16 protein-coding genes are annotated in these 21,041 nt (G+C 71.1%); 12 read left to right on the top strand and 4 right to left on the bottom strand.

The annotated features are described in order from the left end of the window. Positions 1-35: 35 nt before the first annotated feature. Positions 36-2,597 carry a serine/threonine-protein kinase gene (locus AC067M_RS37420; protein ID WP_478701499.1) on the bottom strand — a complete coding sequence of 854 codons (2,562 nt, stop codon included), beginning with the start codon at positions 2,595-2,597 and terminating at the stop codon, positions 36-38. 252 nt (positions 2,598-2,849) lie between these two features. Between AC067M_RS37420 and AC067M_RS37415 the strand changes: the two genes are divergently transcribed. Both AC067M_RS37415 and AC067M_RS37410 read left to right on the top strand, forming a co-directional pair. Further along, complete coding sequence (locus tag AC067M_RS37415) at positions 2,850-3,572, top strand: hypothetical protein (RefSeq protein WP_478701498.1); 723 nt, start codon at positions 2,850-2,852, stop codon at positions 3,570-3,572. Between the two features lie 70 nt (positions 3,573-3,642). After that, positions 3,643-4,980: an FAD-binding oxidoreductase gene (locus AC067M_RS37410; RefSeq protein WP_478701480.1), complete on the top strand. Its 1,338-nt coding sequence runs from the start codon at positions 3,643-3,645 to the stop codon at positions 4,978-4,980. Here AC067M_RS37410 and AC067M_RS37405 read toward each other — a convergent pair. After that, entirely contained in the window at positions 4,967-5,548 is a 582-nt protein-coding gene (locus AC067M_RS37405; protein ID WP_478701479.1) for a biotin transporter BioY, read from the bottom strand. The two genes, AC067M_RS37410 and AC067M_RS37405, sit on opposite strands and share 14 nt — an antisense overlap. Before the next feature lie 470 nt (positions 5,549-6,018). Here AC067M_RS37405 and AC067M_RS37400 point away from each other — a divergent pair, with 470 nt between their 5' ends. The 8 genes from AC067M_RS37400 (at position 6,019) to AC067M_RS37365 (ending at position 14,193) form a co-directional block, all read left to right on the top strand. After that, positions 6,019-7,221 carry an ROK family protein gene (locus AC067M_RS37400; RefSeq protein WP_478701478.1) on the top strand — a complete coding sequence of 401 codons (1,203 nt, stop codon included), beginning with the start codon at positions 6,019-6,021 and terminating at the stop codon, positions 7,219-7,221. 193 nt (positions 7,222-7,414) lie between these two features. Next, complete coding sequence (locus AC067M_RS37395) at positions 7,415-8,482, top strand: ABC transporter substrate-binding protein (RefSeq protein ID WP_478701477.1); 1,068 nt, start codon at positions 7,415-7,417, stop codon at positions 8,480-8,482. Next, a complete protein-coding gene (locus AC067M_RS37390; protein ID WP_478701476.1) occupies positions 8,479-9,324 on the top strand; it encodes an ABC transporter permease in 846 nt (281 codons plus the stop codon). The genes AC067M_RS37395 and AC067M_RS37390 overlap by 4 nt, the downstream gene beginning before the upstream one ends. After that, positions 9,300-10,025, top strand: a complete 726-nt coding sequence (locus tag AC067M_RS37385) for an ABC transporter ATP-binding protein (RefSeq protein WP_478701475.1) — start codon at positions 9,300-9,302, stop codon at positions 10,023-10,025. Before AC067M_RS37390 ends, AC067M_RS37385 begins: the two co-directional genes overlap by 25 nt. Beyond that, on the top strand, positions 10,022-11,365 hold the full coding sequence (locus AC067M_RS37380; protein WP_478701474.1) for an LLM class flavin-dependent oxidoreductase: 1,344 nt from the start codon (positions 10,022-10,024) through the stop codon (positions 11,363-11,365). The genes AC067M_RS37385 and AC067M_RS37380 overlap by 4 nt, the downstream gene beginning before the upstream one ends. A gap of 13 nt (positions 11,366-11,378) precedes the next feature. Next, entirely contained in the window at positions 11,379-12,308 is a 930-nt protein-coding gene (locus AC067M_RS37375; RefSeq protein WP_478701473.1) for a TauD/TfdA dioxygenase family protein, read from the top strand. Between the two features lie 139 nt (positions 12,309-12,447). Beyond that, a complete protein-coding gene (locus tag AC067M_RS37370) occupies positions 12,448-13,824 on the top strand; it encodes an amino acid permease (RefSeq protein WP_478701472.1) in 1,377 nt (458 codons plus the stop codon). 144 nt (positions 13,825-13,968) lie between these two features. Beyond that, positions 13,969-14,193, top strand: a complete 225-nt coding sequence (locus AC067M_RS37365; RefSeq protein WP_478701471.1) for a hypothetical protein — start codon at positions 13,969-13,971, stop codon at positions 14,191-14,193. A gap of 19 nt (positions 14,194-14,212) precedes the next feature. Here AC067M_RS37365 and AC067M_RS37360 read toward each other — a convergent pair whose 3' ends face one another. Further along, a complete protein-coding gene (locus tag AC067M_RS37360; RefSeq protein ID WP_478701470.1) occupies positions 14,213-14,875 on the bottom strand; it encodes a mycothiol-dependent nitroreductase Rv2466c family protein in 663 nt (220 codons plus the stop codon). Positions 14,876-15,012: 137 nt separating this feature from the next. Between AC067M_RS37360 and pepN the strand changes: the two genes are divergently transcribed. After that, on the top strand, positions 15,013-17,607 hold the full coding sequence (gene pepN / locus AC067M_RS37355) for an aminopeptidase N (RefSeq protein WP_478701469.1): 2,595 nt from the start codon (positions 15,013-15,015) through the stop codon (positions 17,605-17,607). 223 nt (positions 17,608-17,830) lie between these two features. After that, entirely contained in the window at positions 17,831-18,910 is a 1,080-nt protein-coding gene (locus AC067M_RS37350; protein ID WP_478701468.1) for a hypothetical protein, read from the top strand. A gap of 182 nt (positions 18,911-19,092) precedes the next feature. On the opposite strand, the gene AC067M_RS37345 is transcribed toward AC067M_RS37350, so the two are convergent. Further along, positions 19,093-20,865, bottom strand: a complete 1,773-nt coding sequence (locus AC067M_RS37345; protein ID WP_478701467.1) for a TIGR03767 family metallophosphoesterase — start codon at positions 20,863-20,865, stop codon at positions 19,093-19,095. Positions 20,866-21,041: the final 176 nt, after the last annotated feature.

Here is a 21,041-nt window from a genome sequence, read left to right as displayed (position 1 = left end):
GCGGCCGTGACAGCCGTGACAGCCATGGCGGCCGTCTAGAGCAGGGTGAAGCTGTCCTTGACCCTGTCATAGGTCTTGAGGGCCTCGGGCTCGACGGCCGGCTGGTACCACGTATTGACCTGATACGACTTCCCGCTCGCGTTGAAGCCGAGCAGCCGGGCGTGCCAGGGGGTGCCGCGGAGGGTGAAGGTGTATTCCCAGACGACAGCCGGGTGGCCCCGGAACGTCGTCTCGTCCAGGCGGATCTTGCGGTACGCCTGCCCCTGGTGGGCGTTCTCCTCCGAGGTCTCCCAGGTCTCCATCAGATCGCCACGGGCGAGGGAGGACTTGGCGACGAGTTCCTGTGTGCCGTCGGGTGACGTGTAGTGCACCTCCGCTCCCGTCTTCACGTCCCGTCGCCACCCCTTGGGCGTGGCCCACGCGAACCCACCGGCCTCCGGATGCGCACCTGGCGGCAGGCTCGGGGGCCTGGAGGTGCCTTCGACGGTGGAGGAGGGGGTGGAGGTGGGACTGGGGGTGGGAGTGGAGTTCGGGGCGCTGTCGGTGCCGGAGGAGGCGGCGGACGGTGCGGTGACAGTGCTCTGTGGGGCGGGGCCCGCCCTGGTCCCGTCCGGTTTCCCCGGCGCCGACGCGAGCACGACGGCGACGACCACACCGGCGGTGAGGACGCCTGCGGCGGCGAGCAGGGCGGTACGGCGGGGGTTGCGGGCGGGGGCGGTGGTGCCGGGGGTGACGGGTACGGCGGGGCCGGGGAGCTCGCCGACGTGCCCTCCCACATCGGGGCGAGGATACGGCGCGCGGCGGATCTCGAGAGTGGGCCGCGGCCCGGGAGCGGGCCGCTCCTCGGTGACTGCCTGAGCCCGCGAGAGGGAAACACCGGGCGAGCGGCGGGGTGGGGCCGGTGCGGTCGGCGCGTCCGCCCGGACGGCCGAGCGGGGGTCGGGGACCCCGGGTAAGCCACCGGCCCGCGCCCCCGACCGAACCTCGGGCACGCCCCTGGCAGAGCTGCCGCCCGGGGTGCCGGAACCAGCGTCCGGCACGGCCGCGGCAGAGTTACCGACCGGCACGTCCGAAAGGGCCTCGGAGGCAGCTTCCGTGGGGGTACTGGAGGCAGCTTCGGTCGAGACGCTGGGGGCGATTCCGCCGGAGGAACTGGTGGCGATTCCGCCGGAGGAACTGGTGGCGATTCCGCCGGAGGAACTGGGGGTGACGCCGGTGGACGAGCTGAGGGTGACGCCGGTGGACGAGCTGAGGGGCGGCTCCGGGTCGGCCGCTCGGCCAGTGGGCTCCCCGACAGCGGCGTTACGGGCGGGCTCCCGGTCGAGGGCGTCGCCGGCACGCCCCTGGACGGCGATCTGGTCTGCGGGCTCCCGGTCGGCATCGTGAGCTGCGGACCCCCAGGCACGGCTCTCTGACTCCCTGTCGGCAGCACAGCCCGTGGGCGTCTTCGCCTCGTCGGGTGTGGAACGCGGCGGTGGCACCGCGTCCTGCGGCGGCTCGGGCCCCGAAGCAGGCTCGGATGCGTCCGCAGCCGCCGTCCCTGGCCCTCCAGCCGCCGGCGCTTCCGGCATCGCCCCACGCGGGGGCTCAGGTTGCCCTACCGGTTCGGCCTGCTCCCCGGCCGCCTCTTCCCGCTCCCCAGCAGCCGCTCCCCGTCCCGCAGCCCCAACGCCCGGCTCCTCTACCGACGTTCCTGGTCCCCCTGTCGCCGTACCCGCACCCCGCTTGGCCGCCCCTCCCGGCCCATCGGCCTCCCCCTCGCAGGCCCGGGCGTCGGCCGAGACCTCGTCCCCACCCGTAATCGCGACCTCCGCCCCATCCACCACCACCGTCGGAGTAGGCGTAGGGAAGGCCACAGCCCACAACGTCTCCTCCAGGTCCCCCAAGGCCGGGCGGGACGACGGGTCCTTCTCCAGGAGGGTTGCCAGGACGTCGCTCAAAGGTCCCGCACTCCGCGGGAGTTCGGGTTGCTCGTAGAGGACCGCGTGCAGGGTGGCGAGGGTGGTGTCGCGGGAGAAGGGGGAGTGGCCGGTCAGGGCCGCGCAGAGGGTCGCGCCGAGGGACCAGAGGTCGGACGGGGGGCCCTGGGGGCGGCCGGAGACACGTTCGGGGGCCATGTAGTCGGGGGAGCCGACCAGCATGCCGACCATGGTGAGCGCGGTCGTGTCCTCGATCGCGGCGATGCCGAAGTCCGTGAGGACGACCCGTTGGCGGCCCTCGCTCTCGACGAGGACGTTGCCCGGCTTGATGTCCCGGTGCAGGACTCCCCCGGCGTGCACCTGCCGCAGCGCCGCGACCAGTTCAAGACCGATCCGTGCCGTGTCCGGCGGGCCCAGAGGGCCGTCCTCCGCCATGATCCGTTCCAGGGAGCGCCCGTGGACCAGCTCCATGACGATCCACAGGCGTTCGCCCTCGTCGACGACGTCGTAGACCCGCACGACGTTGGGGTGGTCGATGCGCGCCGTGGCCCGCGCCTCGCGCAGGGCGCGTTCGCGGCGGGTGCGGGTGTCCTCCGCGTCCAGGCCGTCGATGCGCATTTCCTTGACGGCGACGAGACGATCGAGTATTTCGTCGACCGCTCGCCACACCCGCCCCATTCCTCCCTGGCCGATACTTTCGACCAGCCGGTAGCGGCCGGTCACCAGTCGCCCCGGAACTCCGCCGCCCCTCGTATTCCCCGTGTCTCCCGGCAATGCGCTGCACCCCCTCTACGACTCTCCGAACAGACCTCATCGGCACACAATGGTCACACTTCCAGGCGTATCAGCATAGTGCCGATAAATCTTGTGGTAGCTCTTCAAGTACTGCGAATTCAGGCGCAGTCAGGGGGAAGCAAGGGGGAAGTGAACATGAGTTCTCGTCGCACGACGGCCATCACGGGTTCGCTGGTCGCGGCATCTTTCTCGGCGGTGATGATCCTTTCCGGCACCGCCGGCGCCGACGACAAGGGTCCTTCGAGTGGCAAGGGGGGAAAGCCCGTTGACGAGGCCCCGGCGGGCGTGAAGCTGACCACGCTCCTGCCCGAGCGGATCTCGGTCGACAACAAGTCCCAGGAGACGGCGATTACCGCCACGGTGAAGAATGAAGGGGCCAAGGACAGCGGCAAGATCAGGCTTTTGGTCGTTGGTTTCGACGGCCTGACGGTCAAAAACGTTCAGGGTTGCTCACCCATCGAAGAAAAGAATCTCCCCAAGGGTTCGAACAGCGGTTTCTCCTGCCCCATCGACAATCTTGCGGCCGGCCAGTCGAAGTCGTACGACGTCGACGCCACGTTCGATCTGGGCAAGACCGGAAAGATCTGTGTGCCGGTGCAGACGGCCGACGGGAAGAAGACGTTCTGGCAGCAGGGCCCGGTGCCGTTCGGTACGACGAACCCGTCACCGAACGCCCCAGCCACCCCCCTGCTCCTCGGCACCGACAACAAGCCCGTGGCACCCGGTGGTGACCAACTCGCCGAGACCGGCGCCAGGCGCGACGTCCTGCCGCTCGGCGCGACCGGCGCCGCCCTCGTCGCGGCGGGCGCCGCCGGAGTGTGGTGGTCGCGTCGGCGGCCGCAGGGACAGGAGGGCTGAGCCGGCGGACCGAAAAACGCGCCGCATAACCTGACGGTGCCTGTCAGGTTATGCGGCCACCATCGCCCTCATGGCCCTCAACGACTCCCTCACCGACACCGCCGGTCTGCTCGTCCTCCGCCCCGGGGAGCCCGGGTACGACGAGGAACTCGCCGGGTTCCAGACCGGGTTCACCCAACGGCCCGCCTTCGTGGTCGCCGCCTCCTCCCCCGCCGACGTCGTCGCCGCCGTGCGGTACGCGGCCGAGCGGGGCCTCCCGGTCGGCGTCCACGCCACCGGGCACGGTCTGCCCGGCGCCTCGGAGGGCGGCGTCCTCGTCACCACCCGCCGCATGGACCGGGTGACCGTCGATCCCGACGCCCGTACCGTCCGCGTGCAGGCGGGCGTGTGCTGGGGGCAGGTCGTGGCGGCCGCCGAGCCGTACGGTCTGGCGCCGCTCAACGGCTCGGCCCCCTCGGTCGGCGCCGTGTCGTACACGCTGGGCGGCGGACTCGGCATCCTCGCCCGCGAGTTCGGCTACGCGGCCGACCACGTACGCTCCCTCGACGTCGTCACCGCCGACGGTGCACTGCGGCACGTCACACCGGAATCCGAGCCCGACCTCTATTGGGCCCTTCTCGGCGGCGGCCACACCCTCGGGATCGTCACCGAGCTGGAGATCGCTCTCGTACCGGTGCGACGGCTCTACGGCGGATCGCTCGCGTTCGACGGACGGCAGGTCGATCCGGCGGCCGTGCTGCGGGCGTACGAGGAGTGGACGCGGACCGTGCCTGACGATCTGACCTCGTCCTTCGCCGCCGTACCGTACCCGGACATCCCGGCGCTGCCGCCGCACCTGCGCGGGCGTTACGTCGTCTCCGTGCGCGTCGCGTACACCGGCGCCGACGGCGAGCGGCTGGTCGCGCCCCTGCGGGAGATCGGGCCGGTGCTGTCCGACTCACTGCGCGAGATGCCGTACGCCGAGAGCCACACCATTCACAGCGACCCCGACTTCCCGCACTCCTACTACGGGGACAGTGCGGTGCTGCGCGAGTTGAACGTCGACAGGGCCTCCGAGCTGCTCGCGCGTACCGGGCCGGACGCCGACGCCATGTGCGTCGTCCAGGTCAACCACCTGGGCGGGGCGCTGGCGCGGGGCGCGTCGAACGCGGTGCCGTACCGCGACGGGCGGTTCCTGGTGCGGGTGTTGACCGTCGGGGACCGGCATGCGGCCCGGGAGATCCTCGATCCGGCGTTCGCGCTGCTCGCACCCGACACCCTCGGGCGGGCCCTCAACTTCGCGTTCGGGGCCGGTGACCGGGGTGAGGGGCTGTACGACGCGGAGACGGCGAAGAGGCTCGCCGGGGTGAAGTCGCAGTACGACCCGGCGAACCTCTTCTGCAGGAACTACGGGATCAGCGGTCTGTGAGCTTCCAGGCCGTGGGCAGCAGGCCCATCGCCAGGGCGGCCTTCAGGGCGTCGCCGATCAGGAACGGGGTGAGGCCGGCCGCGACGGCGGCGGAGGCGGAGATGTCGGCGGCGTAGGCCAGGTACGGGACGCCGACCGCGTAGATGATCGCCTCGCCCACGAGCATCGTGCCCGCCATGCGCCACACGTTGCGGTCGGCGCCGCGGCGGGCCAGGGCACCCACGGCGGCGGACGCGAGGATCATGCCCAGGACGTAGCCGAAGGAGACGGCGCTCGCGCCGGAGGTGCCGCTCGCGAACCACGGCACGCCCGCGACGCCCGCCAGCGCGTACAGGGCGAGCGCCAGGAAACCGCGGCCCGCGCCGAGCGTCGTACCCACCAGGAGCGCGGCGAAGGTCTGGCCGGTCACCGGCACCGGGGAGCCCAGCACGGGGACGGAGATCTGGGCCGCGAGGCCGGTGAGCGCGGCGCCGCCGGCCACCAGGGCGACGTCCCGGACCCGGGAGGCCGGGAGCAGGTCGGCGAGGACCTGTCCGGGGCGAATCGACGTGACGGCGGCGGTGCTCATGGGGACTCCGCGAGGGTGAGGGCAGTTGGGGACACGGTGACGCTATCCCAGCGTCCTCGCGTCGATCACCGTCAGCGCTCGACAAAGGGTGGAACGGCGAGTTGGTGGGCTCCGGACAAAGAGTGCTGGTTACACGCGGTATGGCGTGACGCCGGTCACTGAGGTGGCGACGCCCTCGTCACACGGGAGTTGACGGCCCGGACTGTGGGGTTCCACCAAAGCCTTCTCGGCCGCCGTCTCGCCCGTCGGACGCCGTCTGGGCAGCGGTGGGCCCTTTCGCTACCTTCGTGCGCATGGTTGCCCAGGCCCGGAACTTCTCGTCGCGTCGACACGTCGACCTGCGGCGCGTCGGCGCGGCCGCCTGTCGCCGTCCGCGAGACCTCAAGAAGGTGTGAGGCGGGCGGAGTCGATCCGAGGCGCCTCATCTCCCAAGACGGCGCAGTGTCGGACCGGCCCCGAGGAAGATTCCCATGCCCCGTACCGCGGCATCCACCACCCTGATGTCCCCCGTCCCCCGCGCCGCCGACCCCGGCCGGCGGCGCACCAGCGCCAGTGTCGTCCTGCGCTCCGTCCTCGAGCACGGGCCGGTGGCGCGCAGCACCATCGCCCGGGTGACCGGGCTGTCCCCGGCATCGGTGACCGACCACTGCGCCCGGCTCACGGAGCTCGGCCTCGTCCGGGAGGCCGCCGCGCCCCGGCGTTCCAACGGGGTGGGCCGGCCGCATGTGCCGGTCGAGCTGGACGACTCGCGGTTCGTGGTGGGCGGGGTGCACATCGCGGTGCCGTACACCACCGTCGCGTTGCTGGATCTGCGGGGCCGGGTGCTGGTCGAACGGCGGCTGCAGCACGGGCGCACCGATCCCCGCGAGGTGCTGGCGCGGGCCGCCGACGGGCTGTGCGCGCTGCTCGCCGAGGCGCCCGGCAGCCGGCCGCTGGGCGTGGGGGTGGCCGCGGGCGGCTGGGTGGACCGGGACTCCGGCACCATCGTCGAGCATCCGCTGCTCGGCTGGCGGGACGTGGCGGTGCGTGAGGTGGTCCGTGCCCGCACCGGGCTGCCGGTCCATGTGGACGGGCACGCGCGGGCCCTGGTCAACGCCGAGCGGCTGTTCGGGCGGGTGCGGGGCAGTGGCAGCGTGCTGCACCTGTTCGTCGGCAACGTGGTCGACGCGGCGTTCGCCACCCACGACGAGGTGCACCACGGGCCCCGCTCGCAATCGGGTGCCATCGCCCATCTCCCGCTCGGCGGCGGTACGGAGCCGTGCGCGTGCGGGCGAGTCGGCTGCCTCCAGGTCGAGTTGAGCGAGCGGACGCTGTGCCGGCGGGCGCGCGAGGCGGGCGTCATCGAGGGCGTGAACCCGATGCATGTGCTCGCCGCGGCGGCGGCCGGCGACCCGGTGGCCGTACGGCTGCTCGTGGAGCGGGCGCGGATGGTGGGGCGGGCCGTGGGGCTGCTCCTCGACGTGCTCAATCCGGAGACGGTCGTCGTCACCGAGGTCGGGGTCCTGCACCGGAAGGACTGCCTGGCCGCGCTGCGCGAGGCGGTCGGGCCGGAGCGGGCGGCATCGGTTTCGCCCACCAGTTTCCCGGATTCCGTGCTCGCCGTGGCGGGTGGATCGGTGGTTCTGGATGTGCTCTACCGGGATCCCCTGGGCACCTCGCCCAAGCTGAATTAATTCAGAAACTCCGAATGTTGACAGGCGTTGCCCGAAGACAGGAGCATCATACTCATGAGCTGTCGCACCCTTTGTTGCTGACGCGTTGACGCGCCCCTGAGCGCCATCCCTCCCTGCGCGAATTCCCTTCTCGGGCCCTCCCCTGCCCGGAATTCGGCATGCATTCGTCCTCATGAACTCACGGAGCTCTCCCATGCCTTCTTCACCCCTGTCCGGTTTCGACCGGCGCCTCTTCCTCACCTCGCTGCTCGGCGCCGGTGCCGCCGCCGTAGGGCTGAGCGGCTGCGCGGAGAGCAGCGCCGCCACCGGCAGCGAGGGAGCCTCGGCCGCTCCGCTGGCCTCGAAGGTCCCCTCCGGTACGAAACTGAAGATCGCCTCGTACCAGGGGGTGCAACAACTCCAGTTCAGGCTGGCGAAATTGCCCGAGCTACCGTTCACGGTGTCGAGCTGGCTGAACATCGGCGCCGGTCCCGATGTCATCAACGCATTTCGCGCCAAGTCCCTGGACCTCGCCAACAACGCGGGCATTCCGCCGATCCAGGCGCACTACCAGGGATTCGACGCGAAGATCGTGGCGATCGACATCACCCGAAAGCCGAACTACCTCTTCGCCACCAAGCCCGGCAGCGACATCCATTCGGTCGAGGAGTTCAAGGGCAAAAAGCTCGCCTTCTCGCAGGGCCAGGCGCAGGGCGTCGTGCTGCTGCGGGCGCTGAAGAAGGCGGGGCTGAAGTACGACGACGTGGATCTCGTCCCGCTGACCAGCAACCAGTTCCTCACCGCCCTGCAGTCGGGCCAGGTCGATGTCGCCCCTCTCGCCAACAGCCAGTCACCCGCGTACCTGAAGCAGTACGGGTCCAAGGGCGCCCACACCATCGACACCGACGTCGTCGACCTGCTCAACCTGCTGTGGGCGCCGACGTCCGTGCTGAACGACTCCGCGAAGGCCGCCGCGATCGCCGCCTACATCCCGCAGTGGGCCAAGGGCCAGGTGTGGCAGTACGAGCACCCCGACGTCTGGAACGAGGAGTTCTACGTCAAGACGCAGAATCTGACCCCCGACCAGGCCAAGGGCATCACGGACCTCGCCAACAAGCCGCTGTTCCCGCCGAGTTGGGACGAGGCCATCAGGTGGGAGCAGGAGACCGCCGATCTGCTCGCGGAGGGCGGCTTCGTGAAGGAGTTCAAGGTCGACTCGCTCTTCGACCACCGCTTCGAGTCCATCGCCGCCCAGGCCGTACCCGAGGAGTACCAGAGGTGACCGCCGTGACCACGACCGTAGCCGTACCCGCGACCGTCGCCGAGGAGCGCACCCAGGTGCGGCGACGCCGCCGCCTCTCCCCCGGCAGGCGCCGGCCCGCCACCCGGCTCGCCGGCCCGCTCCTCGTCCTCGCCCTGTGGGCCGCTGCCTCGGCTGCCGGGCAGCTCGACACCGGCGCGATCCCGGCGCCCTGGACGGTCGTCGAGACCGGCGCCCGTCTGTGGAGCGACGGCACGCTCCCCACCGACATCCTGACCTCGCTCCAGCGGGCGGGCTCCGGATTCGCGATCGGCCTGTCCGCCGGGATCGCGCTGGCGCTCGCGTCCGGGCTGAGCCGGGTCGGGGAGGCGCTGATCGACGGGACGGTGCAGCTGAACCGGGCGATACCGACCCTGGGTCTGATCCCGCTGTTCATCCTCTGGCTGGGCATCGGCGAGACCTTCAAGATCGCGATCATCGCCATCGTCGTCTACGTCCCGATCTACCTCAACACGCACGCCGCGCTGTCCGGCATCGACCACCGCTTCGTCGAACTCGCCGAGGTGCAGGGCCTGTCCAGGTTCCAGTTCGTCCGGCAGATCGTCATCCCCGGCGCCCTGCCGGGCTTCTTCGTCGGCCTCCGGCTCGGCGTGACCGGATCCTGGCTCGGCCTGGTCGTCCTGGAGCAGATCAACGCCACCAGCGGCCTCGGCTACATGATGTTCCAGGCCCAGAACTACGGCCAGTCGGACGTCATCCTCGTCGGCCTGCTCATCTACGGCGTCTTCGGTCTGATCTCCGACAGCGCGGTCCGTCTCATCGAACGGAGGGTGCTGTCGTGGCGCCGCACACTCAGCAGCTGACCCGTCCCGCCGTCCAGCTCCGGGGACTGACCCGCTCGTTCGACGGGCGCACGGTCCTCGACGGCCTCGACCTCGACATCCCCTCCGGCCAGTTCGTGGCCCTCCTCGGACACAGCGGCTCCGGCAAGAGCACCCTGCTGCGCGCCATCGCGGGCCTGGACCACGAGGTCGCCGGAAGCGGGCAGCTCACCGCACCCGAGCGGGTGTCGGTGGTGTTCCAGGACTCCCGGCTGCTGCCCTGGCGGCGCGTGCTGGACAACGTACTGCTGGGAACCGACGGGGTCGAAAGGGGGCGGGCCGCCCTCGCCGAGGTGGGGCTCGCCGGCCGGGAGCGGGCGTGGCCGAGCGAGCTGTCCGGCGGCGAGGCACAGCGTGCCGCGCTGGCCCGCTCTCTGGTCCGCGAACCCGAACTCCTCCTCGCCGACGAACCGTTCGGCGCCCTGGACGCGCTCACCCGCATCAAGATGCACGCCCTGCTGCGCGAACTGTGGGAGCACCACCGGCCGTCCGTGCTGCTGGTCACCCACGACGTGGACGAGGCGATCGTGCTCGCCGACCGTGTCCTCGTCCTCGACCGGGGCCGCGTGGGCCTCGACCTGACCATCGACCGACCACATCCGCGCTCGTACCGGGACCCGCTGCTCGGCGAGTACCGCGAGCGGCTGCTCAGCGCCCTGGGCGTGACGGAGGACCACCAGTGACATCGAGACAGCTCCACCTCAACGCGTTCCTCATGACCACCGGCCACCACGAGGCGTCCTGGCGGCTCCCGGAGAGCGACCCGTACGCCCACGTCGAGCTCGACCACTACGTCCGGCTGGCGAGGACCGCCGAACGCGGCACCTTCGACTCCCTCTTCCTCGCCGACGGCCCGCAGCTGTGGGGCACCATCGCGCAGCGCCCGGCCGGCGCCCTGGAACCCCTCACCCTGCTCACCGCGCTGGCGACGGCGACCGAGCACATCGGCCTGATCGCCACGGCGTCCACCTCCTACAACTCCCCCTACAACCTGGCCCGCAAGTTCGCCTCCCTGGACATCATCAGCGGCGGCCGGGCGGGCTGGAACATCGTGACCACGGCGGGTGCGGAAGCCGCCCGCAACTTCGGACTCGACGCCGAGCCCGCCCACGCCGAGCGGTATGCCCGCGCCGCCGAGTTCCTCGACGTGGCCCTGAAGCTCTGGGACAGCTGGGAGGACGACGCGATCGTCGCCGACAAGGCGGCCGGCGTCTGGGGCGACGACGCCAAGATCCACCCGCCCCGGCACAAGGGGACGTACTTCAGCGTCGAGGGTGCCCTCAACGTGCCCCGCACACCGCAGGGTTACCCGCTGCTGGTGCAGGCCGGCTCCTCGGAGGACGGCAAGGCGTTCGCGGCCCGGTACGCGGAGGCCGTGTTCACCGCCCAGCAGACGCTGAAGGACGCACGGGACTTCTACGCCGACCTGAAGTCCCGTACGGTCGCGGCCGGCCGCGACCCCGGCCACATCAAGGTGCTGCCGGGCATCGTCCCCGTCATCGGCTCCACGGAGGCCGAGGCGCGGGCAGGCGAGCAGGTCCTCGAGGACCACATCGTCCACACGCACGGCGTGGACCGCCTGGAGAGGCTGCTGCAACTGGAGCCGGGAACGCTGGAGCTGGACGCACAGCTTCCCGCAGACCTGCCGTCCGAGGACGCCATCGAGGGCGCCAAGAGCCGCTACACACTCATCGTCGAGCTGGCCCGGCGCGAGCGCCTCACCGTCCGGCAGCTGATCGGGCGGCTCGGCGGCGGGCGCGGGCACCTCACCTTCGCAGGGACGCCCGAGCAGGTCGCCGACACGATCGAGCTGTGGTTCCGGTCTGGCGCCGCCGACGGCTTCAACATCATGCCCGCCGTGCTGCCGTCCGGCCTCGACGCCTTCGTCGACCACGTCGTCCCCCTCCTGCGCGCCCGCGGCCTGCTCCGCGCGGAGTACGGCCCGCGGCAGACCCTGCGCGAGCGCTACGGCCTTCCGCGCCCCGCCAACCAGCACGTCAGCCCCGAACTCGCCACCGTCTGAGAGGACCACCCCCATGTCCATCGAGATCCGCAAGGTCACCGCGAACATCGGCGCCCAGGTGTCCGGCGTCGACATCTCCAAGCCGCTCGACGAGGAGACGGCCACCGCGATCCGCGAGGCCCTCAACGTCCACAAGGCCCTGGTCTTCGACGACGTGAACCTCGACGACGAGGGCCAGCAGGCCTTCGTCCGCCACTTCGGCGAGACCACCACCGCGCACCCGACGGTGTCCTCCGTCGACGGCGTCCCGAACGTCCTCCCCGTCGACAGCGAACGCGGCCGGGCCGCCAACCACTGGCACACCGACGTCACGTTCGTCCTCAACCCGCCGCAGGCCAGCACCCTGCGCAGCATCACGATCCCGCCGTACGGCGGTGAGACCCTGATCGCCAGCTCGGCGGCCGCCTACCGCAACCTGCCCGAGCCGCTGCGGCAGTTGGCGGACACCCTGTGGGCGGAGCACACCAACGACTACGACTACGCCGTCCCGGAGGAGGAGATCGACGAGCGGCAGGCCGCCCAGCGCGCCCAGTTCACGTCGATCAAGTACCGCACGGTCCACCCGGTGGTCCGCGTCCACCCGCTGACCGGTGAGCGCGGCCTGTTCATCGGCGGGTTCGCCCAGCGGATCGTGGGACTGTCACCGACCGAGTCCCGCAAGATCCTCGACCTGCTCCAGGCGTACGTGACCCGGCCGGAGAACATCCTGCGCCACCGCTGGTCGGAGAACCAGCTGGTCCTGTTCGACAACCGCATCACCCAGCACTACGCCGTCGACAACTACGACGGCCGTCCGCGCCGCCTGCACCGGGTGACGGTGGCCGGTGACGTGCCGGTGGGCATCGAGGGCAAGGAGAGCTACTCGATCGAGGGGGACGCCGCGCACTACACGCCGGTCGCCGACGCTTCACCTGTCGCCGGTGCCTCGCCGGTCGCCGCGTAACTCGCCGGTCGCCGGGTAAACGGAAGATCACCGACCGTATCGCCGGTGTCCGCATCATGGGCAGCCTCACCCCCGCGAGGGGGAGGCTGCCCAGACTGTGGGCGTTTTTGCCCATCTACGCATTGGACGAGCCACGCCCATGCCGCACAGCACCACCACCCGGACGCCCCCGCAGGGGGCCGCCCTCTCCCACGGTCTCAAACCGCGCCACCTGTCGATGATCGCCCTCGGCGGAGTGATCGGAGCCGGTCTGTTCGTCGGCTCCGGCGCGGGCATCGCCGCCGCCGGCCCCTCGATCGTCGTCGCCTACGCCCTCTCCGGTCTCCTCGTGATGCTGGTGATGCGGATGCTGGGCGAGATGTCGGCCGCGTATCCGTCGTCGGGTTCGTTCTCGGCGCACGCCGAGCGGGCGATCGGGCCGTGGGCGGGCTTCACCGCGGGCTGGTCGTTCTGGGTGCTGCTGTGCACGGCCGTCGGTCTGGAGGGCATCGGCGCGGCGAAGATCGTCACGGGGTGGCTGCCGGGCACGCCGGAGTGGGCCTGGGTGGCGCTGTTCATGCTGGTCTTCTGCGGCGCGAACCTCGCCGCGGTGAAGAACTTCGGCGAGTTCGAGTTCTGGTTCGCGGCCCTGAAGGTCGCCGCGATCACCCTGTTCCTGGTCCTCGGCGTGCTGGCGATCGCCGGGGTCCTGCCGGGCACGGACTCCCCCGGCACGTCGAACCTCACGGACTTCCTGCCGGGCGGCGGCGAGGGCCTGGTGATCGGTCTGCTCGCCTCGGTCTTCGCGTACGGCGGCCTGGAGACGGTCACCATCGCGGCAGCCGAGTCGGAGGACCCGGTCAAGGGCGTGGCGAGCGCGGTCCGTACGGCGATGTGGCGCATCGCGCTGTTCTACGTCGGCTCGATGGCGGTCATCGTGACGCTGGTCCCGTGGGACTCGAAGGAGGTCGTGGAGAAGGGCCCGTACGTCGCCGCCCTCGACCACCTCGGCATCCCCGGGGCGGGACAGCTGATGAACGTGGTGGTGTTCGTCGCGCTCCTGTCGGCCATGAACGCCAACATCTACGGCTCCTCGCGCATCGCGTACTCGCTGGTCGAGCGGGGCCAGGGCCCGAAGGTGCTGGGCCGGGTGTCGGGCGGCGTCCCGCGGATCGCCGTACTCGCCTCCTCGGTCTTCGGCTTCGCCTGTGTGCTGCTCAGCTACTGGCGCCCCGACGACGTCTTCCCCTGGCTGCTCAACATGATCGGCGCGGTCATCCTCGTCGTCTGGATCCTCATCGCGATCTCGCAGCTGCGCCTGCGGGGCAGGCTGGAGCGGGAGGCGCCGGAGAAGCTGGTCGTGCGCATGTGGGCGTTCCCGGTACTGACGTGGGTCGCGCTGGCGGGCATGGCGGCGATCTTCGTCCTGATGGCGCGGGAGCCGGACACGCGCGTGCAGTTGCTCTCGACGGGCGGGATGACCTTGTTCCTCGCGGCCGTCGGATACGCGTGGCAGCGGGCACGCGCCCGGAGCTGACACCCCCTCCGGAGCAGGCCCCCGCGAGGACGTGACTCGCGGGGGTTTCCCGGTTCCAGGGGTCCTGGCGAACACCCCAGATGTACGGTATGACCGATTCCTTACTGCTGTCGGCCCGCCCGGCCGGTTCACGAGGAGGCGTTCATGGCGCATGTGCGGTGTCCGAGTCCCACCTGCCACGACAGGCTGACGGACTTCCGGGATCTGAGCGAGGCCGAGATCGAGGGAGCCCGGCAGGTGCTGCTGCCGATGCTGGACGGCGGCCACTTCGTGGCCAAGGCCTTCCACCGCTGCGGAACCGACGGCTGCCGCCGCGTCCAGCGCAAGGACAACTGGCGCGTCGGCACCTTCCTGCCGGCGGGGTCGTGACCCCGCCGGCGCGTGTCCCCTACAGGTTGCTGAAGTCCGGGCCCTTGGTCCGGGTCCGCTTGATCTCGTAGAAGCCCGGGACCGAGGCGACCGCGAGGGTGCCGTCCCAGAGGCGGGCGGCCTCCTCGCCCTTCGGGGCGGGGGTGACGACCGGGCCGAAGAAGGCGATCTGCTCACCGTCGGGGCCGGGGACGGCGATGACCGGGGTGCCCACGTCCTGGCCGACCTTCTCGATGCCCTCCTTGTGGGAGGCGCGCAGCTCGGCGTCGAACTCGAAGTCCTTCTGCTCGGCGTAGTCGATCAGGTCGGCGGGCAGACCGACGTCGGCGAGCGCGCCCGCGATGGCCTCCAGGGTCGGGCCCTCACCGTTGTTGTGGAAGCGGGTGCCGAGCGCGGTGTAGAGCGGGCCGAGGACGTCGGCGCCGTGCTTCTGCCAGGCGGCGGTCACCACACGCACCGGCTTCCACGCCTTGGTCTCCAGCAGCTCGCGGTATTCCTCGGGCAGCTCGTCGATCTTGGGTTCGTTCAGCACCGCCAGGCTCATGATGTGCCAGCGGACCTCGATGTCACGGACCTTCTCCACCTCCAGCACCCAGCGGGACGTCATCCACGCCCACGGGCACAGCGGATCGAACCAGAAGTCGACGGGGGTCTTGCCGGAAGCGGTCGCGGACTCGGACATGGCTCTCCCTAGGAATACGGCCGTTTGAACAGGCAACGTCGACCGCCCCCGCTCCATTCCCGGCTGCCCCGGGTCAGGGGCACGTGGCAGGATCGGCCCTGTTCACCTGCCGAACACCAGCCGAGGGAGTACCGCCCGTGCCCGGTGAGAACCTGACCCGCGACGAGGCCCGGGAGCGGGCCGCCCTGCTGTCCGTCGACGGGTACGACGTGTCCCTCGACGTGCGCTCCGCCGTCACCGGCGAGGGGGACGTCGAGGAAGGGGCGCCGCGCACCTTCCGCTCGGTCACCACGATCCGCTTCCGCTGCGCCGAGCCCGGCGCGAGCAGCTTCGCGGACCTGGTCGCGCCGAGCGTCACCGCCGTCTCCCTGAACGGCCACGATCTCGACCCCGGCGAGGTCTTCGACGGCACCCGCATCCTCCTGGAGGACCTGGCGGCCGACAACGAGCTGGTCGTCGACGCCCAGTGCGCCTACTCCCGCACCGGCGAGGGCCTGCACCGCTTCGTCGACCCCGAGGACGGCGAGGTCTACCTCTACACGCAGTACGAGCCGGCCGACTCCCGCCGCGTCTTCGCCACCTTCGAACAGCCCGACCTGAAGGCCCCCTTCCGCTTCGAGGTGCGGGCGCCGGAGGAGTGGACGGTGTGGAGCAACGGCGTCGGCGAGCGGCACGACGGGGTGTGGCGGTTCGCGGAGACGAAGCCGATCTCGACGTACATCACCTGCGTGGTCGCGGGGCCCTACCACTACGTGACGGACTCGTACTCCCGCGACCTGGGCGACGGCACGACTCTGGAGATCCCCCTCGGCGCCCTGTGCCGCAAGGGCCTGGCGCCCCACTTCGACGCCGACGACGTGTTCCTGGTGACCAAGCAGGGCCTGGACTTCTTCCACGACCACTTCGACTACCCGTACCCCTTCGGGAAGTACGACCAGGCGTTCGTCCCCGAGTACAACCTCGGCGCGATGGAGAACCCGGGCCTGGTGACCTTCCGGGAGGAGTTCATCTTCCGGGGCAGGGTGACGCGGGCGTCGTACGAGAGCCGCGCGAACGTGATCCTGCACGAGATGGCGCACATGTGGTTCGGCGACCTCGTCACCATGGAGTGGTGGGACGACCTGTGGCTGAAGGAGTCCTTCGCCGACTTCATGGGCGCCTTCGCCCTGGTCGGCGGCACCCGCTTCAAGGACGGCTGGATCACCTTCGCCAACCGCCGCAAGGCCTGGGCGTACCGCGCGGACCAGCTGCCCTCCACGCACCCGATCACGGCCGACATCCGTGACCTTCAGGACGCCAAGCTGAACTTCGACGGCATCACCTACGCCAAGGGCGCCTCGGTGCTGAAGCAACTGGTCGCCTACGTCGGCCAGGACGCCTTCCTCGAGGGAGCCCGCCGCTACTTCAAGCGGCACGCGTACGGCAACACCCGCCTCGGCGACCTGCTGTCGGTCCTGGAGGAGACCAGCGGCCGGGACATGGGCACCTGGGCGCGGTCCTGGCTGCAGACGGCCGGGGTGAACTCGCTGACCCCGCAGGTCCTGCTGAGCGCGGACGGCCGGATCGACGAACTCGCGGTGCTCCAGGAGGCCCCTGAGTCCCACCCCGAGCTGCGCCCGCACCGGGTGGCGATCGGGCTGTACCGGCGCACCCCGGGCGGAACGCTGGAGCGGTACACCCGCGCCGAGGTCGACGTCGACGGTGCGCGTACGGTCGTGCCGGAGCTGGTGGGTGAGCAGGCGCCGGAGCTGGTCCTCGTCAACGACGACGACCTGACGTACTGCAAGACCCGCTTCGACGAGACCTCGCTGGAGACGCTGCGGGGGCACCTGGGCGACCTCACCGACCCGTTGGCGCGCGCCCTGTGCTGGTCGGCGCTGTGGAACATGACGCGGGACGCGCTGCTGCCGGCGCGGGACTTCGTGGCGCTGGTGCTGCGGTTCGCGGGTCGCGAGTCCGACATCGGCGTGCTGCAGATGCTGCACGCGTGGGCGAACTCGTCCCTCGTCCACTACGTCGCCCCCGGCTGGCGGGAGACGGGCGGACGGCTGCTGGCGGAGGGCGCGCTGCGGGAGCTGCGGCAGGCGGCGCCGGGCAGCGAGCACCAGCTGGCGTGGGCGCGGTTCTTCGCGACGGTGGCGTCGGACGAGGCCGACCTGCGCCTGCTGCGGGACCTGTTGGAGGGCACGTCGACCATCGAGGGGCTGGACGTCGACCAGGAGCTGCGGTGGGCGTTCCTGGAGCAGCTGACCGTGCACGGCGTCGCCGACGAGAAGGACCTGGCCGCCGAACTGGCCCGCGACGACACCGCCTCCGGCAAGCGCCACCAGGTCCGCTGCCTCGCCGCCCGCCCCTCGGCGGCCGTGAAGGCGCAGGCGTGGGCGCAGGTGGTGGAGTCGGAGGCGCTGTCGAACGCGTTGGTCGAGGCGACGATCGGGGGCTGGGGCCAGTCCTCGCAGCGGGAGTTGCTCGCGCCGTACGCGGAGAAGTACTTCGCGGCGATCGAGCAGGTCTGGGAGCAGCGGTCGATCCAGATCGGGATGGACGTGGTGCGGGGCCTGTTCCCGTCCCTGGCGGACTCCCAGGAGACGCTGGACGCGACGGACGCGTGGCTGGCGGCGCACGAGACGGCGGCTCCGGCACTGCGCAGGCTGGTGCTGGAGGCGCGGGACGACTTGGCGCGGGCGTTGCGGGGGCAGGGGCGGGACGCGGAGGCAGGAGAAGTCCGATGATCGCATGACATCTTCGGTCGCCGCTTGACCTTTGGCCATGATTTCGGCATGCGGTGACCGTTACGGAATTCGGGCAATGGGGCCGTAACCCCTGGTCCACACCCGCAGGGACCAGGGGCTTTCGGTACCCGAACACCCGTCCTTTAGCGCAGCCTTGTCCGCATTTGTCGACGAGCGTGTAACAGCGGTTCAAGGCGGCTCCGGGTCCGGGAACCTCCCGGTCATGAACCACAACACGCCGCTCCCCCCGGCCTCCCCCCGCCCCCTGCGCCACCTCTCCGACGGCCGACGCCGGGTGATGACGACGGCACAGCTGAAGGCCCACGGCGTCTCGTCGGCGGAGACCAACGAGCAGTGCCGTCCCGGCGGCCCGTGGCAGCAGGTCCTCCCCGGTGTGATCCTGCTCCACCCCGGCCCGCCGACCAGCGAGGAGCGGCTGCACGCGGTGCTGACGTACGGGGCGCGGGACACATCGACGGTGGGGACGGTGGCGGCAGCCGGTGTGCCGACACAGCCGTGCGCGGACGGCAGGGAGTACCGGGAGTACCGGGAGGCGATGATCACGGGCCTGGCGGCCCTGACGCTCCACGGTTTCTCCTCCGCGCCTGCCCTCCCCTCCCTGGAGAAGATCGACGTCCTGGTCCCGCGCCTGCGCCGCCTGCGCTCGGCGGGCTGCGCGCGCATCGTCCGTACGTCGGCCCTGCCCGCACCGCAGCAGGTCACGGGCCTGCCGGTCGCGCCGGTACCGCGCGCCCTGGCCGACGCGGTCGCGGACGTGACGGACCCGGGCGTGGTACGCCGCCTCCTGACGGAGGCCGTACGGTCCGGCCACTGCGAACCCTCCTTGGTCGTACGGGAGTTGAACGAGGCGAAGCTGTTGAGCCGGCCACAGGTCGTGAACGCGGTGGACTCGCTGCTGGCGGAGGGGCGCGCGATCGCGGAGAACCGCCTGTACCGCATGGTCCGGGAGTACGGACTCCCGGACCCGGTGTGGAACGTCGACCTGCGTCTGCCGGGCGGCCCCTGCCTGGGCGGCCTCGACGCGTACTGGCCGGAGCAAGCCGTCGCGGTCGAACTCGACACCCGCGCGCCCCGCCCGGGCAACCGCCAGGAGGACGACGCCCTGTGGTCCGAGTACGCCCGCAAGCGCGAGCACCTGGAACGGCTGGGCATCACCGTCGTCCACGTCACCCCCAAGAAGCTCCGCGACTGCATGGAACAGCAGGCCACGGTCCTCCGCACGGCCCTGATGGCGTCGGGAGACCGCGACCCGGCCGCGTATGTGGTGGTGCTGCCCCGGTAGTGACGGACCGGGGCGGGGCCAGGAGGGGAGAGGAGGGGCCACCGGGGCTTGACCGCCCGGGGTGGCCCCTCCTCATGTCACGGGGTGTTGCGAAAGCCGACGCGAAGCGATGCGCTACGTCAACACGCGAACGCCCCGGTTCCCACGAGGGAACCGGGGCCCACGCCCGCGTCGCGCGCGGGTCAGCGCATCAGCACCAGCTCCGTGTTGCGGTCGTCCGCGTCTCTGCCCAGCGTCGTCGTGTCGGCGCCCGGCGCGTTGAAGGACAGCTCGCGGTAGAGGGCGGCGAGGCCGGTCTGGGAGAGGTCGGTGAAGTCGGTGCGGTGGGGGGCCGCGGACTCGATCAGGGTGGTGAAGAGGGAGAGGGTGCCGTCCTTGTTGTCGACCAGCTCGATGACGCGGGCGAGTTGGGGGAAGTCGACGTGGGAGGCGGTGGAGATCTCCCAGAAGGAGCCGCCGTCGGGGGCGGAGTGCGCGGTGATGCGGTTCTGGTGGATGTGGCCGTTGACCCAGGCGAGGACGTTGCGGTGGCGACCGAGGAGGTGGAGGAGTTCGCCACCGTTGTGGCGGCGCTCGGTCGGGCGGGACGGGTCCGGGCGGGAGTTCGACATCGTCGTGCTCGTGTGGTGGCTGAAGACGATGGCGAACGAGTGCTTGTTCTCGCGCAGGGTCCGCTCCAGCCACTTCAGCTGGGCCGCGCCGATGGAGCCGTTGTAGTGGCCGCCGGGGTCGGTGGTGTCGAGGCTGATACCGAGGACGTCGTCGGCGATGCGGAAGGTGTAGTACTGCGTGCCCGCGTCGACGTTGGCCGAGGAGTAGCCGTGACCGACCGGGCCGACGCCCGCGTAGGCCGGGTCCAGGTGGGCCTTGAGGTAGTCGGCGGGGGTGTAGGGGGCGCGGCGCTCGTCCGGGGTGACCGGGCGCATGTCGCGGGTGTGGGCCTTGAGGAGGTCGCGGAAGACGACGCCCATGGGGTCCTTTGCGTACTTGATGGTGTCCTGGAGCCGCTTGGCCTCGGCGGCGGGCAGGCTCATCAGCTTGCGGCCGCCGATGGCGTACTCGGCGAGGTAGGGGTCGCCGTGGCCGTAGCAGCCGAGGGGCAGGCTGTCGTGGTTGCCGACGGTGGAGTACCAGGGCAGGTTGAGGCCGGGGCTGCGCAGCTCGCGGGTGGCGGCGGCGAGGAAGCCCTCCAGGTGCGGGAAGCCGAGCTGCTTGTCGGCGTCGCGTACGGCGGTGTCGGGCTGCCAGTACTGCTTCAGGCCGCTGTTCTGGACGCCCTCGTAGCGGCGCGGGTCACCGGAGTTGGGGGTGATGCGGCCGCCGCTCATCACCTTCAGGAACCACTCCAGCTCGGTGTGGGCGTTGTTGTCGGTGTTGTCGCCCGTCGCCATCGCGAAGTGCAGCGGGGAGCCGGTGACGGGGGCTCCGCGCAGCGCGTTGATCCGCTCGACCAGCGAGACCGCGCCCTGCACGGTGAGCGCCTCGTGCGGACGCCAGGCCTTGATGTCCGAGGAGCGGAGGTACTCCAGGCGCATCGGGTGCTGGCTGTCGATCAGGTGCATGTCGGTGAGCTGGATGAACGCGGCGAGCGCGGTACGGCGGCCGGCGCGGCCCGACTTGGGGGCGGCGAGTTCGTCGCGGACGACGCGCTTCCAGCCGGGGCCGTCGCCGAGGCGGCGGTATCCGGAGCCGGTGCGGGGGGCGGCGACGGTGGCGAGGGTGGTGCCGCGGGTGTAGGGGGCGAGCGGGGCGGCGGGCGCCCGGCGGGAGGAGGCGACCGGCGCCTCGGCCTCCGCGTCGGCGGACGCGGCCCCGTGGGCGGGCGCGGCCTCGCTTTCGGTGGGCCGCAGCCCGTAGCCGACGCCCGTGGAGACGGACACGGCCGCGGTGGCGGCGAGGACGGTACGGCGGTTGACCCCCAGCGTGGAGCTGGCGACAGAGCGTATGCGCGACATGGCGCGGTCTCCCCGGGTGCGAACGCGTCGGCAGTGGTCGCGGGTGCTCGCAACAGCGAACGTCCCGCTCGTACTGGATGCTTGGCACCGGGGATGACCTGTGTGTGAACGAGACGGCAACGGGCAGCGCCGATCACCGTACGTGGATCTTGGGCCACCCTGGGTGTCCCCGACCG

This window comes from Streptomyces sp. NPDC043427 (assembly GCF_056436655.1).
Note: the sequence above shows the minus strand (reverse complement) of the source record. Positions and strands in the feature narration are given on the sequence as shown.